This is a genomic window from Aurantiacibacter spongiae (assembly GCF_003815535.1).
Classification (GTDB): domain Bacteria; phylum Pseudomonadota; class Alphaproteobacteria; order Sphingomonadales; family Sphingomonadaceae; genus Alteraurantiacibacter; species Alteraurantiacibacter spongiae.
In genome coordinates this window covers 1,172,133-1,188,173 of record NZ_RPFZ01000001.1, presented here as the reverse complement: position 1 = coordinate 1,188,173, position 16,041 = coordinate 1,172,133, and the positions used below count along the sequence as shown (strand labels likewise).

The following is a 16,041-nucleotide window of genomic DNA, read 5'->3' as shown; positions in this document are numbered from 1 at the left end:
GCGGCGCCGCCCCCGCAGGGCCTACAATCGCCCGCAGGCGGCCATGTCCCGGTCGCCGGACGAAAGGGAACGCACGATGTCCGAACAGGCTGCAACGGCAGGATCGGCACCCCCCCGCCGCGACGCGGTCGAAAGCAGGTCTTTCACCGAGCGATTGGGAGAGCAGTTGGCGCAGAAGACCCGCGTCCTCGCCGTGCGCCACCGTACCGCTTTCGCGATCGTCCGGCTGATCGTCGTGCTGTCGCTCGACGCCGCAGCAATCCTGCTGGCCTTACGGTTGTCCCGCGCGATACTGCCGGGCGTGCGCACCCTTTCGTCCTTGCCCGACTGGCTGTTCATCTCGGGCCTTACCGCGGCGCTCATCGTCAGCATGCTGGTGTTCGGCGTGTACCGCCGCAGCTGGCGCTTCATCTCCGTGCTCGACACCGCCTACATCGCAGCGGTGCTGCTGGGCAGCTCGACGCTGATCTGGCTGGCGACGGCGGCCTTCATCTTCCCGCAGCGCGTCTACGGACCCGAGCTCGCCCTGTTCGTGGCGGTGCACGTCGCGCTGACGCTGGTGGCGATGATCGCCGTGCGCGCCGTTCGCCGGGGCCTGCGCGAACAGCTGGCGATGCACCGGCGGCGCGCGGCGCTGGCCCCGCGGCGGCGGGTGATCCTTCTGGGCGAGATAGACTGGGCGCGCATCATGATCGACCTGGTGCGCACCGATCCCGATTCCGGGCTGGAGATCGTGGGCGTATTGACGCCCGGCGGCCAGGACGAGAACCTGCGTATCGGCGGCGTGCGGATCGAGGGCGCGCCCGAGGATATCCACCAGGTCGTCGAATCGCTCGACCGGCGGGGCCGGCGGCCGGCCCATCTGGTGGTGCAGGAAAGCGCCAGCCTCATCACCCCGCAAGACATCGTCGCCGTGGCTTCGGTGGCGGAGGAACTGGAATTGAGCGTATCCCGCTTCCAGCCGCCCTGGGCGCGCAGCCAGCGCGGCAGCGACGCGGTCGACATCGAGCGGATGCCCCTCGCCGACCTTCTCGGCCGGCCCGAGGTTCACATCGAACACAGCTATGTCGAGCAGATGGTCGCGGGTCGGCGGATCATGGTGACGGGCGCTGGCGGCACGATCGGGGGCGAACTGGTGCGCCAGATCGCCCGCTACGATCCGGCCGAGATCGTGCTGCTCGATCATGCCGAATACAGCCTCTACGCCGCCGAGATGCGCACGCGGGAGGAATTTCCCGATCTCGTCATTCATCCCGAGCTGTGCTCCATTCGCCAGCGCACGGCGCTGTGGCAGGTGTTCGAACGGCGCCGGCCCGATATCGTCTTCCACGCCGCAGCGCTCAAGCACGTGCCGATGGTGGAAACCAATCCGGCGGCGGGCATCCACACCAACGTGCTGGGCACGCGCAACGTCGCCGATGCGGCCTGCGCGTTCGACGTTACCGCGATGGTGCAGGTCTCGACCGACAAGGCGGTCAATCCGGTCGGCCTGATGGGGGCGACCAAGCGGCTGGGCGAACTCTATTGCCAGGCGCTCGACCTTATCGGCAGTTGCGACGAGGATTCGCCGCGTTTCCTGACCGTGCGCTTCGGTAACGTGCTAGGTTCCAGCGGCTCGCTGATCCCCTTGTTCCAGCGGCAGCTTGCCGCGGGCCAGCCGCTGACGGTCACGCACCCCGACATCGAGCGTTTCTTCATGACCGTGCAGGAGGCCGTGCTGCTCATCCTGCAAAGCAGCGCACGGGCGCTTCAGACCGAATCCGATCGTGGCACGATCTTCGTCCTGGACATGGGCGAACCAGTGCGGATCGTCGACATCGCCAAGCGCCTCATCCGGATGCACGGCCTGCGCCCCGATGTCGACGTGCCGATCAACTTCATCGGCCTGCGCCCCGGCGAAAAGATGTTCGAGGAGCTGTTCGACGAAAGCGAATCGAAGATCGAGAGCGCCATTCCGGGTATCTTCGAGGCGATGCCCTCCCCGGTCGCGCTCGAACATCTGGTCGAGGGCTTCCGCGAACTGGAGAAGCTGCTCGAAAGCGGTGATGCCGATGAACTGTGCGCGCTGACGCACAAGATGGTGAAGGCCTCCGCCCTGTCACGGTGGTCGCAGATGCTGGCCCAGATCACGGCGCAGGTGCGCGCCGATGCGTGGCAGCCCGAGGCGCTCGCTGCGGAGGAAAGCCTGATCGAACGGGTCATGAACCCGCGCGCGGATGGCAGGGCCTCCGCCTTCCCGCAGCTCGATGGAGCGGGCGCGTGAACGGGCCGGCCAGCCTCCGCGCGGCAGCGCCCGACGATACCGCGAAATCCGGCCCGCTCGACGATCCTGCCCTGCGCTGGCCGCAATTCGACGACGACGAACGCGACGCGGTGGCCGAAGTGCTCGCCACCGGGCGGGTCAACGCGCTGGTCCATGGCGATTGCAACCGCCGCTTCGAAAAGGCCTTCGCCGACTATGTCGGGGCGCCCCACGCGATTGCGCTGGCCAACGGCACGCTCGCCCTCGAACTCGGGCTGCGCGCGCTCGGTATCGGGCCGGGCGACGAGGTCATCGTGCCGGCTCGCAGCTTCTTCGCGAGCGCCGCGGCCGTGGTCGCGGTCGGGGCGGACCCGGTCTTCGCCGATATCGCGGCGGACAGCCAGGGAATGCACGCGGCCTCGGCGAGGGCGATGATCAGCAGCCGGACGGCGGCGATCCTGTGCGTGCATCTGGGCGGCTTCCCCTGCGACATGGACGCCCTGGTCGCGCTCGCTGACGAGCACGACCTGTTCCTGATCGAGGATTGCGCGCAGGCGCATGGGGCCGAATGGCGGGGCTGCAAGGTCGGCAGCTTCGGCGACGCGGCGGCGTTCTCGTTCTGCACCGACAAGATCATGTCGACCGGCGGCGAAGGCGGCATGCTGCTGTTGAAGGATCGCGATCACTGGGCGCGTGCCTGGGCCTACAAGGATCACGGCAAGAACCCCGAAAAGGTATTCGCCGCGCATGGCGGAACGGGGTTTCGCTATATCCACGACAGCTTCGGCACCAACTGGCGGCTGACCGAAATGCAGGCCGCCATCGGTGAAGTGCAGCTCGCCAAGCTCGACGGCTGGCTGGGGCGGCGGCGCGGCAATGCCGCGATCCTGGCCGAGCGGCTCGGCGCCGATGCGCGGCTTGTCGTGCCCCCTGTGCCCGACCACGCGGCGCATGCCTTCTACCGGTTCTACGTCCGGCTCGCCGATGGTGAGGGGGATGCCACGCCGGTGATCGCGGCAATGAACGCGCGCGGTCTTCCCGCCGCCGCCGGATCGTGCCCCGACATGTCACTCGAGAGCGCCTTCGCCGACCGGCCGCCGCCCCGCGACGGAGATCTGGCCACCGCGCACGCGGTCGGTCGCACGGCCATCGCGCTGCCGGTGGATCATCTGCTGGACGCGAGCGACATGCATCGCCTGGCGGACGGTCTGCGCGACGCGCTCGATGCTCTCGAGGCGCAGCAGGAGATGCGCCATGCCGTCTGATACCCTTCCCGGCTTCGTCATAATCGGCGCGGTCAAGGGCGCGACGACATGGCTGCATCATCAGTTGCAGCACCATCCCGACATCTTCCTGCCCGCGCCGGAGCCGCATTATTTCAGTCAGGATTACGAACGCGGTCTCGACTACTATCGCGGCTTCTTCAGCGACGCCCGAGAGGGTCAGCTGATCGGCGAGAAATCGGCCGATTACCTCGCCCATCCCGACGCCGCGCGCCGTCTGGCCGACGTCTTGCCGGAAGCACGGCTGGTGGTGCAGCTGCGCGATCCGGTCGCGCGGGCCTATTCGGATTACAAGATGCTCTACCGGCGCGGCACCGTGCGCGAGGGGCCGGAGCGTTATCTGCATCCCGGCAACCGCGAGCAGCCGCGTTTCCTGGAAGACGGCCTCTACGCCCGCCACCTGGAGCGCTGGCTGGAATATTTCGCTTCGGAACAGCTCGCCGTGCTGCTGTTCGAGGACGTGAAACAGGCGCCGGTCCCGACCGTTCATCGCATATGCCGCCATATCGGCGCGCGCGAACATTACGCGGACGATATCGGCACGACGCCGCAAAACGACAGTTCGGACCGGTTCCTGCCGATGGGCATGCGCCTGGCGCTGGCACCGCTCAAGCAGGCGGTCCGCCCGTTGCGGGGCAACGCCGCGTTCGAGGGAATGCGCGCGATGCTGGCGCGCGCCATCGACTATCCGGCGATGACCGACGATCTGCGTGATCGGCTGCGCGACTACTACGCCGATGACGTATCGCGCCTCGAACGAATCATCGGGCGCGACCTTTCCGCGTGGAAGCCGCACGCCGAGCCAGCGACGGGCGCCGCGCCTATCGCGCGAAAGGCCTAACCCACAGGGGGTAAGGCTTCAGGGTAATGGACGGGGATATTCAGGCGGTGACCGGCGCGAAAATCGACGAGCGCTTTCCCGTTTTCGCCCTGTTTCTGCACCCAATAGCAAAAGTGCCGCCGGGGAGGCGCGGGTAGGATCGGGCGCAGGTAAATTTGGAGCAGGTCGATGGCCAAGAAACTTTCCCTTCTCGCTATGTGCGCGCTGGCGCTCGCGCTGGCCGGGTGCACGAACAAGCTGTCCGGGCTGGAGATGCTGCCCCCGGCAACCATCAGTTCCTACGAGCTGGCCCCGGGTGACGAGCTGCGCGTCCTCATCCCCGAACTGAGCGACGCCGAACCGCAGGGCATGGCCTACACGATCAACGAGAGCGGCATGCTGTCTCTGCCCGTTCTGGGGGATATCGACGCCAGCGGACGCACGGTGCCGCAATTGCAGGAAGAGGTCGCGGTGCGGTTGCGCGATGCGCAGATCCTGCGCAACCCGACCGTCAGCATCCAGCCTGTCAGCCTGCGACCGGTCTATGTCATGGGCGAGGTTCAGCGGCCCGGCGAATATCCGTTCCGCCCCGGCATGTCGGTTCTCGCCGCGGTCGCCGCGGCGGGGGGCTACACCTTTCGTGCGCAGGACGAGCGGGTTCGCGTGACGCGCACCATCGACGGGCGCTCCGTCACCGGGATCGCGCGGGAGACCGACATGATCCAGCCCGGCGATGCGATCATGGTCGCGGAGCGTTTCCTGTGAGGTTGCCGACGCGGGGCCTGGGGCACGCCGCGCGCGGTGCGCTGGCCGCGAGCCTTGCCGCATGGCCGCTGACCGCGGGCGCGCAGGACATAGAGCCGATCGCGCCCGCGCTCGGCATCGAGGTGCCCGAATACGAACCGCTGCCCATCGTCGCGGGCGGTTTCAACATCACCGCGGGGGCCACCCTGCGGCTCGAATACGACAGCAACGTCTATGCCTTGTCGGACGATGCGCTGGACGACGTCCATCTCGACGCGCGGCCGTTCGTGGTCGCGCGCCGCGATTCCGGCACCACGGCCATCACCCTGGCGGCCGACGCCCTGGCGCGTCGCTTCGCCACCTACAACCAGGAGGACTCCCTTTCGGGCGGCGGCACGGTGCAATTCGCCTGGCGTCCGACATCGGCGCAGGAATTCCAGATCGGCGGCGGCTATCGTCACGCGGTGGAGGATCGCGGCATTCCCGAAGGGCTAAACGACTTCACCAGAGGCCCGCGCGAGTTCGACATTCTCGATGCCAATGTCGGCTACACGCACCGTTTCGCGCAACTCGGCGTGACGCTGAAAGGCGACGCCTTCCGCTACCGTTACGACCGGGCGGCGGATGAATACCGCGACCTCGACAGTTACAACGCGGTGCTGCGCCTGTCGCATCCGATTTCCCCGTTGCTGCGCGCGACGGCGGAGGGCGGGGTGACGTGGCGCGACTATCGTCTGCCCGATCCGCTCACCGGCCGCTCGCGCGATGCCAACACCTATGCCGGCAGGCTCGGCCTTGGTATCGATCCGGGCGGCCTGATCCGTGGCGAGGTGGGTGTCGGCATCTATCGCTTCGACGCCGACGACCCGCTGCGCGACGACCGCACCGGTTTCTCCGCGCGCGCCAACGTCATCTGGCAACCGCGCCGGCGAACGGCGGTGATCCTCGAGGGGTTTTCGGGCGATGTCGCCACCTATCGCAACGGCGTCAGCTCGCGTCGCGACGCCAGCCTGCGCCTGGGCGTGCAGAACGAACTGCTACACAATCTGCGCTGGCAATCGAGCGTGTTCGTGCGGCGGACCGATTTCTACGGCACCGATACCGGACAGACGACCTACGGCGCCTTTTACGAGGCCGAATATCTCGTCAGTCGCAATGCCCGGCTGGGACTGGCGCTCAGCTATGCCGATCGCAACAGCGACCTGCCGTTCGAGGATTTCGAGCGCTTTCGCGGGGCCGTTACCCTGCGGGTGACGTTGTGACGAAAGCGGCCCTGCCATGCTGATGCGACGCTCCGACGAGGGCGGCGGGGCCGCGCATATCGTGTTCGTGCTGCAGGGGCTCGGGGCCGGCGGGTCCGAGCATATCGTCAGCCGGGTGAGCAGCCACTTCGCCGCGAAGGGCAACAAGGTGACGGTGCTGGCGTTCGAAGAGCGCGGGGCGGAGCCCTATTACGACCACCACCCCTCTGTCACGATCATGCCGCTGGGGCACAAGTCGAAGCGGATGGGATCGGTCGCGGCGATCCGTTACATGCTGGAACGGCGGCGCCTGCTGAAAAGCGCCTTTTCGGTGCTGCAGCCCGATCTCGTCGTAAGCTTCCTGACCCGGACCAATATCCTCTCGGTACTGGCCGCCGGCCGCGACGGACCGCCGGTGATCGTGTCGGAGCGCAACAACCCCGCCGCGCAGAAAATCGGAACGGTATGGGAAGCCCTGCGACGCCATACCTACGCCCGCGCCAGCGCGCTCGTTACCATGACGCGCGGCGCGATGGCCCTGTTTGCACCGGCGGACGGGCGGCGCGATCACGTCATACCCAACCCCGCCACCCTGCCCGACGAGATTGCCGGCCCGCGCGTGGGCGGCACCAATCTTGTGGCGGTGGGCCGCTTCGTCCCGCAGAAGGGGTTCGACCGTCTGATACGCGCTTTCGCCCGCGCGAGTCAGGCGATACCGGACTGGAAGCTGACGATCTGGGGCGACGGGCCGGATCGGCCCGCGCTGGAAGCGCTGCGCGACCGTCTCGGCCTGACCGACCGGATCGCGATGCCCGGCATCAGCGCCGAGCCGGGAGCGTGGCTCGACAGTGCCGACGTGTTCGTTCTGTCCTCCCGCTTCGAGGGCTGGGGACTGGTTCTGAGCGAGGCCATGGCCGCGGGCCGCCCGGTCATCGCGACCGATTGCGACTTCGGACCCGCCGACATGATCGCCGATCCTTCGCAGGGGCTGCTGGTGCCCGACGGGGATCTCGATGCGCTGGCAGGGGCGATGGAGCGGCTCTGTTCGGACGCAGCCCTGCGCGAGAGGATGGGCGCCGCGGCGCGCCAGCGGATGCGCGCGTTCGATCCGGACCGCGTGCTGGCCATGTGGGAAGAGGTCATCGACGGTGCGCTCGCCAGGCACCGGGAAGGCGCGGCATGAAGCGCGCCGTCGTCCAGCTGATCAAGTCGGCGCGTCGCCGCTACGTCCACGAACCGCACCTGCGGGCCGCGGCGAGGGAGGTCGACGCGTTCCTCGTCTCCTATCCCAAGAGCGGGCGCACCTGGCTGCGCTTCCTGCTGTCCTGCTATTTCGCCGAAACGGCGGGACTGGGCTTCGCTCCGGACCTGACGACGACGTTCCGGGTGCTGCCGAATTTCGACCGCGACCCGGTGCGCGGCCTGACCGCCTTCGTCGGCCCGCGTCCGGGCCTGCCTCTGATCGCGGTTTCTCATCTTCCCTACCGAGAGCGTCTGTTCGCCGACGCGCCCGTCATCTTCCTGGTGCGCGATCCGCGCGACGTCATCGTTTCCGCCTACTTCCACGCGACGCGGCACAAGCACACGTTCGAGGGACCGATCGACGGCTTCCTCGACGATTCGCAATACGGGTTGCCGGCGCTGATCGCCTATCTCAACGGCTGGGCCGAAGGGCTGGCGGGGCGGCGCAGCCTGACCGTCACCTACGAACGCATGCAGGACGATCCGCACGCCGAGATCTCGCGCATCATCCGCTTTCTCGGGCACGAAGTCGACGAAGGGGCGCTGACGCGCGCCATCGACGCTGCGGCGTTCGACCGGATGCAGAAGACGGAGCGCAAGAGCGGCATTCCGGGGCACGATTACGATCGGTCGGACCGCAATTCCCTGCGGATGCGCAAAGGGCGCGCCCACGCCTTCGCCGATACCCTGAGCGACGGGCAGGCCGATGTCGTGCTGGCGCGCTGCGAGGCGGAACTGACCCGGGACGCGCGCGACCTGCTTGCCCAGTCGCTGCGCCAGCCCGCCGAGGCGTAGCCCGCCATGCGCGTCCTCTCGATCCTCACCACGCTCACCACCGGCGGCGCGGAAACGCTGGTGACGAACCTTGCCGGCGAATTCGTCCGCCGGGGTCACGATGCGCTCGTCGTTTCGCTGAGCGATGCGGACCAGGTCGGCAATCCGGTCGAGATCGAGCGGAGCATGAAGACGCGGTTGAGGTCGGATGGTGCATTGTTCACCTCGCTGGCGCTTGCCAGCCGCGCCAATCTGGCGAAGGGCGCATGGCGTCTGCGCCGGGCGATCCGCGACTTCGCTCCCGATGTGATCCATGCCCACACCGCGCGGGCCGTGCCCATGCTGGCGCTTGCCGGGGTGCGCGTTCCCGTCGTGCTGACGCATCACAATACCAGGCTCAGCTTCCCCCCCTGGGCCTACCGGCTGTTCGACCGGACAGTGACCGGCAACGTCGCCATCAGCGCGGAATGCGAGGCACAGACGCGCGCACTCTCGCGCCGACCCGTGCGCCGCATCGCCAACGCCGCCGATCCGCGCTTCCGCGTCGAGCGCCCGCGGATCGCGCCGGCGGACCGCCCGCTCGTGCTGGCGGTGGGCACGCCGTCGCGGCAGAAGGATTATCCGACCCTTGTCCGCGCCGCCCGCCCCTTGCGCGAAGCGCTGGGCCGCGACGTCACCATCCGCATCGCCGGCGGCGGCGCCGAGCTTCCCGCCCTGCGCGCTCTGGTCGAGGAGGTGGGAGCCGGCGACATCGTCGAGCTGCTCGGCCCGCGCAGCGACATGCCCGACCTCATGCGGCAGGCGGACCTGCTGGCCAACAGCTCGCTGTGGGAAGGATTCGCCATCGCCATGATCGAGGCGTCGATGGCGGCGCTGCCGATCGTCGCGACCGACGTCAACGGTTCGCGCGAACTGGTGGAGAACGGCCGCAACGGGTTGCGCGTGCCGGTCGGCGATCCGCAGGCGCTGGGCGAAGCCATCGCCCGAGTGCTGGGCGATGCCGACCTGTACGCAGCGATGTCCGCCGCGGCGCTCGAGGCGGGCAAGGCGTTCGGCATCGAACATTGCGCCGCCGCCCATCTCGACTGGTATCGGCAGCTTTCGGGCAACGCGTCGCAGCGGGCCTCGCGCCGGGCGTTCGAAAGCGCGGCGGGGGCCTGAGGTGCGTATCGCCGCCATAACCGACATTCACGCGCTCGCCGCCCCGTTCGAGAGGGCGCTCGCGGCCGCGCGCGCCGATGGCTTCGACACGCTCGTCGTGATGGGCGACCTGCTGACCTACGGAGTGGAACCGCAGCGCACGCTGGATGCGGCGAGCGAAGCCGCCGCGACCGACGGTGCGATCTTCCTCATCGGCAACCACGATGCTCTGTATCGCGATCTCGCGCACGGGGAGCGCGCCTATTACGACCGCCTGCCGGGCTGGCTGAAGGAAACCGTCGACTGGACCGCGGCGCACGCCGACCTGACGCAGCTCGAGGCTTTGCCCTGGCAGGACGAATGGCAGCACGGCGATCTGCTGGTCGCGCATGCCAATCCGTTCGGCGCGCGGGACTGGACCTACCTCACCGATGACTCCGCGCTTGCCCGGGCGTGCGAGACGCTGGCGGAGCGGGGGCTGCGCCACGGCGTGTTCGGCCATTCGCACCGCGCGCGTGCCCATGACGACGGGACGGCCAGCGTCACGACCCTGCCTGCCCTGGGCCAGCCGCGCGATCGCGACGATCGCCGTCCGCAATGGTCGGTGATCGAGGTTTGCGATAGGCTGAGCATCGAATCGCGACCCGTTCCGTTCGACGCCGACGCGCATTGCGCCGCCATCGGGGCCACCACCATGTCGCCAGCGACCAAGGAGCGTCTATGCAGCTATTTCCACTGACCGTGCTGGTGACGGGTGGCGGGGCCGTGCTGGGGCAGGGCATCATCAAGTCGCTGAAGGCCTCCTCGCTGGATGCGCGCATCATCGTTGCCGATCCCAATCCGCTGTCGGTCGGCCTCTACTGGGGGGACGAGCGCGCCGCGCTGCCGCTGGCGAGCGATGCTTCCTACGGCGATGCCGTGCGCGCCCTGCTGACCCGCTACCGGCCCGACGTGGTGCTGGTCGGTACCGATGTCGAACTGCCCTTTTTCGCCGCCGAACGAGAGGCGCTGGAACGCGCTTTCGAGACGAAGGTGCTGGTGAGCGATCCGTGTGTCGTGGCCATCGCCGATGACAAGTACGCAACCTTTCGCTTCATGCGGGACGCCGGTTTCCACCCACCCGCCTCCGCCCTTCCCGAAAACGGGGAGGACATGGCGCGCCTGATCGAGGATGTGGGCTTTCCGCTGGTGGTCAAACCGCGCATCGGTGCGCGCGCCGTGGGCGTTTCCGTGGTTCGCGACCGCCAGGCGCTGGCCGACGCGCTGGAGGGGCGCGAGGGGCTGGTCGTGCAGGAATGCGTGGGCACCGACGCGACCGAGTACACCGCCGGCACGCTCAGCTTCGATGGCGAGACACGCGCCAGCATCGTGCTGCGCCGCGACCTGCGCGACGGGAACACGCACCGGGCCTTTCACGAACCGGACGAGGCGCTTGATACGCAGGTTCGCGCCTTCGCCGATGCGCTGCAACCCTATGGTCCCGCGAATTTCCAGTTCCGTACCGACGCCGACGGCCGGGCCCGGGTGTTCGAGATCAACGCGCGATTTTCCGGCACCACGCCGATGCGCGCGATGATGGGATTCAACGAAGTCGAGATGTGTATTCATCATCTGCTGTCGGGTCGCACCGTCGAGCAGCCTGCCATCCGCCCCGGAACGGTGCTGCGCTATCTGGACGAGATCTTCGTCCCGGCCGACACCGATACGGAGCCTGCGCAATGCGCCGTGTCGCGCTGACCGGGGGGACCGGTTTCGTCGGTCGCAACCTGGCGGCGGCACTGCGCGAAGCGGGGCTGGACATCCGCTTTCTCTCGCGCAGCGAACCGGACGGACTGAGCGGCAATGACGACTACGCTCCCTGCGATCTGACGAGCGACATAGACAGCGCGATTTTCGATGGTTGCGACGCGCTGCTCCACCTCGCCTCGCACATCCCGTCCAACCAGTCCGACCCGGCGGCGGCGGAAGTCTGCCTGACAGTCAATGCGCGCGGGTCGCTGCTGCTGGCCGATGCAGCCTGCCGCGCGGGGGTGCGCCGCCTGATCCATCTGACGAGCGGCAACGCCTACGATCCGAGCGACTATTCGCTGCGCCGCGAAACCCACCCGCTCGGACCGATCAGCCGGCAGTACTATCTCGGATCGAAGGTCGCGCAGGAGCTTTACCTGGCACAGTTCGCCATGGCGCATGATCTCTCGGTCACCGCTCTCAGACCCGGTGCGATCTACGGCGCCGGCCGGGGCGGGGGGCTTCTGAACGTCTGGATGGAAAGTCTGATGCAGGGGCGGGGAATCACGGTGACAAACGGCGGGCGCTACGGCGCCGACTTCGTGCTGGTGGACGACGTGGTGCGCGCGGTGATGCTGACGCTGCAACTGGGTGCGGAAGGAACGTTCAACGTCGGGACCGGCCAGCGCTGGGAACTGTCGGGCGTGGCGCTGACGGCGGCCCGCGTCGCCGGTCTGGGCGAGGACAGCATCACGGTCCTTCCCGCCGAGGGGCCGCCCGACCCCGGCTTCGCGCCGCTCGATTGCAGCCGGCTGGCCGCGCTGGGCTTCGAGGCGACGGCGCTGGCCGACGGTCTGGAGACGATGCTGCCGCATTACGGCAGTTGACGCTCGCGCCCCCGCGCCTACTCCGCCGCCTGCCGGTGGCGGTCCAGCGGCAGCGGCTGCGGCATGCCTGTGCCCACCCGCACCAGCCCGGCTGCGGCGACCTCCTCGTCATCGAAGATGTTCCTGAGATCGATCAGGCCCGGGCCGCTCATCAGGCGCGCCAGCACCTTGAGGTCGAGCCTGCGAAACTCCGCCCAGTCGGTGACGATCACGCATGCCGCCGCGCCGCGCACCGCGTCATAGGCGGTGTCGGCATAGGCAATGTCGGGGATCAGGCGCCTGGCTTCAGCCATGCCCTGCGGATCGTAGGCGCGCACCTTTGCGCCTGCATCCCCGAGCGCCTGCACGATGGCGATCGCCGGAGAATCGCGCATGTCGTCGGTATCGGCCTTGAAGGTGAGGCCCAGCACGGCGACGGTCATGCCGTGGATCGAGCCACCGAACAGCGCCATGACCTTGCGCGCCATCGCCCGCTTGCGCGCATCGTTGACCGACACGCACATCTCCACCAGCCGCATGGGCGAATCGTGGTCCTGCGCCGTCTTCATCAGTGCCAGCGTATCCTTGGGGAAGCACGATCCGCCATAGCCCGGTCCCGCGCTCAGGAAATCGGCGCCGATGCGGTGATCGAGGCCGATCCCGTAGGCGACGTCGCGTACGTCGGCCTCCACCTTCTCGCACAGGCTGGCGACCTCGTTGATGTAGGTGATCTTCAGCGCGAGGAAGGCATTGGCGGCATATTTCACCAGTTCGCTCGTCCGCCGTCCGGTGAACAGCAGCGGCGCGCCCCTGTCGGTGATCGGGCGATAAACATCCTCGATCACGGCACGGGCGCGCGCGTCGTCACTGCCCGCCACGATGCGGTCTGGACGGAGGAAATCGTCGATCGCGGCGCCTTCGCGCAGGAATTCGGGGTTGGAGGCAACGGCGATGTCGGCATCGGGCCGCTCCTGCGCCACCAGCCGTTCGACCCAGTCGCCCGTGCCCACGGGAACGGTGGATTTGGTGACGATGACGGTGAAGCCCGATACGTGGCGCGCGATCTCGCGCGCCGCTTCCCCGACAAAGGTGAGATCGGCGTGGCCGTCGCCGCGCCTGGCGGGCGTGCCCACCGCGATGAAGACGACGTCGGCCAGGGGTACGTGCGCCGCCAGGTCGGTTGCGAAGGACAGCCGACCGGCCGCCACGCCGCGTGCCGCCAGCGCATCGAGCCCCGGCTCGAAGATGGGTATGCCCCCCTGGCGAAGGGTGGCGATCTTGCCCTCGTCGGTGTCGATACACGTCACGGTGTGGCCGATCTCGGCAAAGCAGGCCCCCGATACCAGGCCGACATAGCCCGCGCCGATCATCACGATGTTCATGGCTTGGATTCCCTCATGCGCTCGAACGTCCTGCAGCCGTTCTACGGTGCGGGGGCGCGGTGCGTCATTGGGGAAGCGGCTAGCGGCGCGGCAATTGCGAAGCACCGCTTCCGGATAGGGCGCGCGGTTCGGGATTTCCTGCGCTAGTCAAAGGACTTAAGCAGCGCTTTCGCACAATGCCTGGCGGCCCAGTTCGACCGCGCCGGCCAGTCCCGCCAGATCGCCCAGAGCCGGCGGGACGATATGCGCGCCGAGATCCGTGTCCCAGCTCTCGACGTATCCCGCGAGTTTCGCGCGGGTCTTCGCCCGCACTGCCTCGATCAGGCCCGGCGCCTTGGCGACGCCGCCGCCCAGGATCGCGATGTCGGGCATGTGCAGCAGCACGAGCGCCGCGTGCATCTCCGCCAGGTAATCGGCGATCAGGCCGATCTCTTGCGCGCTACCGGCCGACAGGTCGTGTTCCCAGCGCGCCATGATGGCGGGACCGCTCGCGAGACCTTCGAGGCAATCGCCATGATAGGGGCAGATGCCGGGCCAGTCGTCGCCCGCGCCGCGTGCCGGGCGAATGTGGCCCGCCTCGTAATGCCCGCTGCCGGCGAGCGGCCTGCCGCCGCTGATCACGCCGGTGCCGATGCCGGTGCCCACCGTGGTATAGACGACGGTGCCGCGGCCCGCCCCGGCGCCCCCCAGCCATTCGCCCAGCGCGGCCCCGGTAACGTCGGTATCGATGGCAAGCGGCACGCCGAACGGCCCGAGCGCGCGGGCGAAGCTCGCTCCGCTCCAGTGCGGTTTCGGCGTCGTGGTGATCGTGCCCCAGTCGGAGGCGCTGCGGTCCGTGCGCAAGGGGCCGAAACTGGCGACGCCGAGCGCGGCGATCCGTCCGTGCCGGTCCGCCGCCGCGCGCAGCCAGCTTGTCATCGCGGCGAATGTTTCGTCCGGCGTGGTCGTGGGCAGGCGGTGCGTGTCGATCAGTTCCCCGTCCGCCCGCGCGAGGCCGAGCACGAATTTCGTACCGCCCGCCTCGATCGCGCCGATCAGCCCGTCCTCGTCGCTCACGCATCTTCCTTCCGCTGGCCATCGTGGCCGCAACCGCGCCTCCGCGCAAGCCGCGCCCGGGCGGAACAATCGGGGGGCGAACGCGGTTGGTTGGACAAAGGAGATTTACAGATGATCGGCAAGTTGATCGGAGCGGCGGCGGGCGCCGCGGCAGGCAAGGAAGCACGCAGCATCGGCGGAACCACGGGGGCCGTGCTCGGCGCGCTGGCCGTGCCGCTGGTGCGCCGCTTGCGAATTCCCACGATCCTCGCGCTGGCAGGTGGCGGCTATCTTGCCAAGAAGCTGAGCGAAAAAAGCGACCTTACCCGTGATCCGGGCACGACCGAAACGGTCCCGCCACGGGTCGACACCACGATCTAGCGCCCCGCGCGGTCGCATCGCCCGACGGGAGGCAATGGCAACGGGCGACAGGGCGGGCACCTCGCTTGAACAGGCCGGCGCGTGCCCTTACGTCCCGAAGCAACAGCTTCAGGACCGATTCGCCGCCATGACCACCCATACCACCCGCATGCTCATCATCGGTTCCGGCCCCGCCGGCCTGTCCGCCGCGATCTACGCCGCGCGGGCCGGGATGGAGCCGATCGTGGTTCAGGGTCTGCAACCGGGCGGACAGCTCACCATCACCACCGATGTGGAGAACTATCCCGGCTTTGCCGACGTCATCCAGGGCCCCTGGCTAATGGAGCAGATGCAGAAGCAGGCCGAGCATGTCGGTACGCGGATGATTTGGGACACGATCACCGATGTCGATATCGCCGGCGGCTCGCCCTTCCGCGCGACGGGCGACAGCGGCGACGCGTATGTCGGCGACGTGCTGGTGATCTCCACCGGCGCGCAGGCGAAATGGCTCGGCGTTCCCGGAGAGCAGGAGCTTGGCGGCAAGGGCGTGTCGGCCTGCGCGACCTGTGACGGATTCTTCTATCGCGGCAAGAAGGTCGTGGTGATCGGAGGGGGCAACACCGCGGTCGAGGAAGCGCTCTACCTGACCAATCATTCCGACGACGTGACGTTGATCCACCGGCGCGACGAGCTGCGTAGCGAGAAGATCCTCCAGGATCGCCTGTTCGCCAGCGAGAAGATCACACCTGTGTGGAACAAGGTCGTCGAACGGTTCGTCGCGGGAGAGGACGGCAAGCTCGACCATCTCGAACTGGTCGATACGCAGACACAGGAAAAGAGCACTATAAGGGCCGACGGGGCGTTCGTCGCTATCGGCCACGCTCCGGCAACCGAGCTGTTCCGGGGCAAGCTGCCGATGGACGATGGCGGCTATCTGCTGGTCGAACCGGGCACCCCCAAGACGAGTGTTCCGGGCGTGTTCGCCTGTGGCGACGTCATGGACCATACCTATCGTCAGGCGGTGACGGCGGCGGGTACGGGGTGCATGGCCGCGCTCGATGCGGAACGGTTCCTCGCCACTCTCGAATTCGCCGAACGCGAAGCGCGCACCGCCGAAGCCGCGGAGTAGCGACCCAGCGACAAAGCAAAAAGGGGCGGGGAAGCCGGTTCGCTTTCCCGCCCCT

General features: G+C 68.2%; 15 protein-coding genes. 13 read left to right on the top strand and 2 right to left on the bottom strand.

What is annotated here, in order from left to right; all coding sequences use genetic code 11:
* Nucleotides 1–76 precede the first annotated feature (76 nt).
* From EG799_RS05765 to EG799_RS05715, 11 genes are all read left to right on the top strand, one after another.
* Entirely contained in the window at nucleotides 77–2,263 is a 2,187-nt protein-coding gene (locus EG799_RS05765) for a polysaccharide biosynthesis protein (protein WP_123879360.1), read from the top strand.
* Nucleotides 2,260–3,507, top strand: coding sequence for a DegT/DnrJ/EryC1/StrS family aminotransferase (locus tag EG799_RS05760; protein WP_123879358.1), 1,248 nt, complete (start codon nucleotides 2,260–2,262; stop codon nucleotides 3,505–3,507). The genes EG799_RS05765 and EG799_RS05760 overlap by 4 nt, the downstream gene beginning before the upstream one ends.
* A complete protein-coding gene (locus tag EG799_RS05755) occupies nucleotides 3,497–4,366 on the top strand; it encodes a sulfotransferase family protein (protein ID WP_123879356.1) in 870 nt (289 codons plus the stop codon). The genes EG799_RS05760 and EG799_RS05755 overlap by 11 nt, the downstream gene beginning before the upstream one ends.
* Nucleotides 4,367–4,534: 168 nt before the next feature.
* Nucleotides 4,535–5,110: a polysaccharide biosynthesis/export family protein gene (locus EG799_RS05750; RefSeq protein WP_123879354.1), complete on the top strand. Its 576-nt coding sequence runs from the start codon at nucleotides 4,535–4,537 to the stop codon at nucleotides 5,108–5,110.
* Nucleotides 5,107–6,351, top strand: coding sequence for an outer membrane beta-barrel protein (locus EG799_RS05745; protein WP_123879352.1), 1,245 nt, complete (start codon nucleotides 5,107–5,109; stop codon nucleotides 6,349–6,351). The genes EG799_RS05750 and EG799_RS05745 overlap by 4 nt, the downstream gene beginning before the upstream one ends.
* A gap of 16 nt (nucleotides 6,352–6,367) precedes the next feature.
* Entirely contained in the window at nucleotides 6,368–7,513 is a 1,146-nt protein-coding gene (locus EG799_RS05740) for a glycosyltransferase family 4 protein (protein ID WP_234029042.1), read from the top strand.
* Complete coding sequence (locus tag EG799_RS05735; RefSeq protein WP_123879350.1) at nucleotides 7,510–8,367, top strand: sulfotransferase domain-containing protein; 858 nt, start codon at nucleotides 7,510–7,512, stop codon at nucleotides 8,365–8,367. The genes EG799_RS05740 and EG799_RS05735 overlap by 4 nt, the downstream gene beginning before the upstream one ends.
* 6 nt (nucleotides 8,368–8,373) lie before the next feature.
* Entirely contained in the window at nucleotides 8,374–9,507 is a 1,134-nt protein-coding gene (locus tag EG799_RS05730) for a glycosyltransferase (RefSeq protein ID WP_123879348.1), read from the top strand.
* A gap of 1 nt (nucleotide 9,508) precedes the next feature.
* On the top strand, nucleotides 9,509–10,225 hold the full coding sequence (locus tag EG799_RS05725) for a metallophosphoesterase family protein (protein ID WP_158611025.1): 717 nt from the start codon (nucleotides 9,509–9,511) through the stop codon (nucleotides 10,223–10,225).
* A complete protein-coding gene (locus tag EG799_RS05720) occupies nucleotides 10,207–11,223 on the top strand; it encodes an ATP-grasp domain-containing protein (protein ID WP_234029041.1) in 1,017 nt (338 codons plus the stop codon). Before EG799_RS05725 ends, EG799_RS05720 begins: the two co-directional genes overlap by 19 nt.
* On the top strand, nucleotides 11,205–12,101 hold the full coding sequence (locus EG799_RS05715) for an NAD-dependent epimerase/dehydratase family protein (RefSeq protein ID WP_123879345.1): 897 nt from the start codon (nucleotides 11,205–11,207) through the stop codon (nucleotides 12,099–12,101). The genes EG799_RS05720 and EG799_RS05715 overlap by 19 nt, the downstream gene beginning before the upstream one ends.
* 17 nt (nucleotides 12,102–12,118) lie before the next feature.
* On the opposite strand, the gene EG799_RS05710 is transcribed toward EG799_RS05715, so the two are convergent.
* Both EG799_RS05710 and EG799_RS05705 read right to left on the bottom strand, forming a co-directional pair.
* A complete protein-coding gene (locus EG799_RS05710) occupies nucleotides 12,119–13,462 on the bottom strand; it encodes a UDP-glucose dehydrogenase family protein (RefSeq protein ID WP_123879343.1) in 1,344 nt (447 codons plus the stop codon).
* A 156-nt stretch (nucleotides 13,463–13,618) separates the two neighbouring features.
* A complete protein-coding gene (locus tag EG799_RS05705; protein WP_123879340.1) occupies nucleotides 13,619–14,518 on the bottom strand; it encodes an ROK family protein in 900 nt (299 codons plus the stop codon).
* 111 nt (nucleotides 14,519–14,629) lie between these two features.
* On the opposite strand from EG799_RS05705, the gene EG799_RS05700 reads away from it, so the two are divergent.
* A complete protein-coding gene (locus tag EG799_RS05700) occupies nucleotides 14,630–14,878 on the top strand; it encodes a hypothetical protein (RefSeq protein WP_123879338.1) in 249 nt (82 codons plus the stop codon).
* A gap of 127 nt (nucleotides 14,879–15,005) precedes the next feature.
* Nucleotides 15,006–15,986, top strand: a complete 981-nt coding sequence (trxB, locus tag EG799_RS05695) for a thioredoxin-disulfide reductase (RefSeq protein ID WP_123879336.1) — start codon at nucleotides 15,006–15,008, stop codon at nucleotides 15,984–15,986.
* Nucleotides 15,987–16,041: the final 55 nt, after the last annotated feature.

Coding starts and splice junctions, on each gene's coding strand:
- EG799_RS05765 (WP_123879360.1), top strand. CDS start 77: ATGTCCGAACAGGCTGCAACGGCAGGATCGGCACCCCCCCGCCGCGAC.
- EG799_RS05755 (WP_123879356.1), top strand. CDS start 3,497: ATGCCGTCTGATACCCTTCCCGGCTTCGTCATAATCGGCGCGGTCAAG.
- EG799_RS05750 (WP_123879354.1), top strand. CDS start 4,535: ATGGCCAAGAAACTTTCCCTTCTCGCTATGTGCGCGCTGGCGCTCGCG.
- EG799_RS05740 (WP_234029042.1), top strand. CDS start 6,368: ATGCTGATGCGACGCTCCGACGAGGGCGGCGGGGCCGCGCATATCGTG.
- EG799_RS05735 (WP_123879350.1), top strand. CDS start 7,510: ATGAAGCGCGCCGTCGTCCAGCTGATCAAGTCGGCGCGTCGCCGCTAC.
- EG799_RS05730 (WP_123879348.1), top strand. CDS start 8,374: ATGCGCGTCCTCTCGATCCTCACCACGCTCACCACCGGCGGCGCGGAA.
- EG799_RS05720 (WP_234029041.1), top strand. CDS start 10,207: ATGCAGCTATTTCCACTGACCGTGCTGGTGACGGGTGGCGGGGCCGTG.
- EG799_RS05715 (WP_123879345.1), top strand. CDS start 11,205: ATGCGCCGTGTCGCGCTGACCGGGGGGACCGGTTTCGTCGGTCGCAAC.
- EG799_RS05710 (WP_123879343.1), bottom strand. CDS start 13,462: ATGAACATCGTGATGATCGGCGCGGGCTATGTCGGCCTGGTATCGGGG.
- EG799_RS05700 (WP_123879338.1), top strand. CDS start 14,630: ATGATCGGCAAGTTGATCGGAGCGGCGGCGGGCGCCGCGGCAGGCAAG.
- trxB (WP_123879336.1), top strand. CDS start 15,006: ATGACCACCCATACCACCCGCATGCTCATCATCGGTTCCGGCCCCGCC.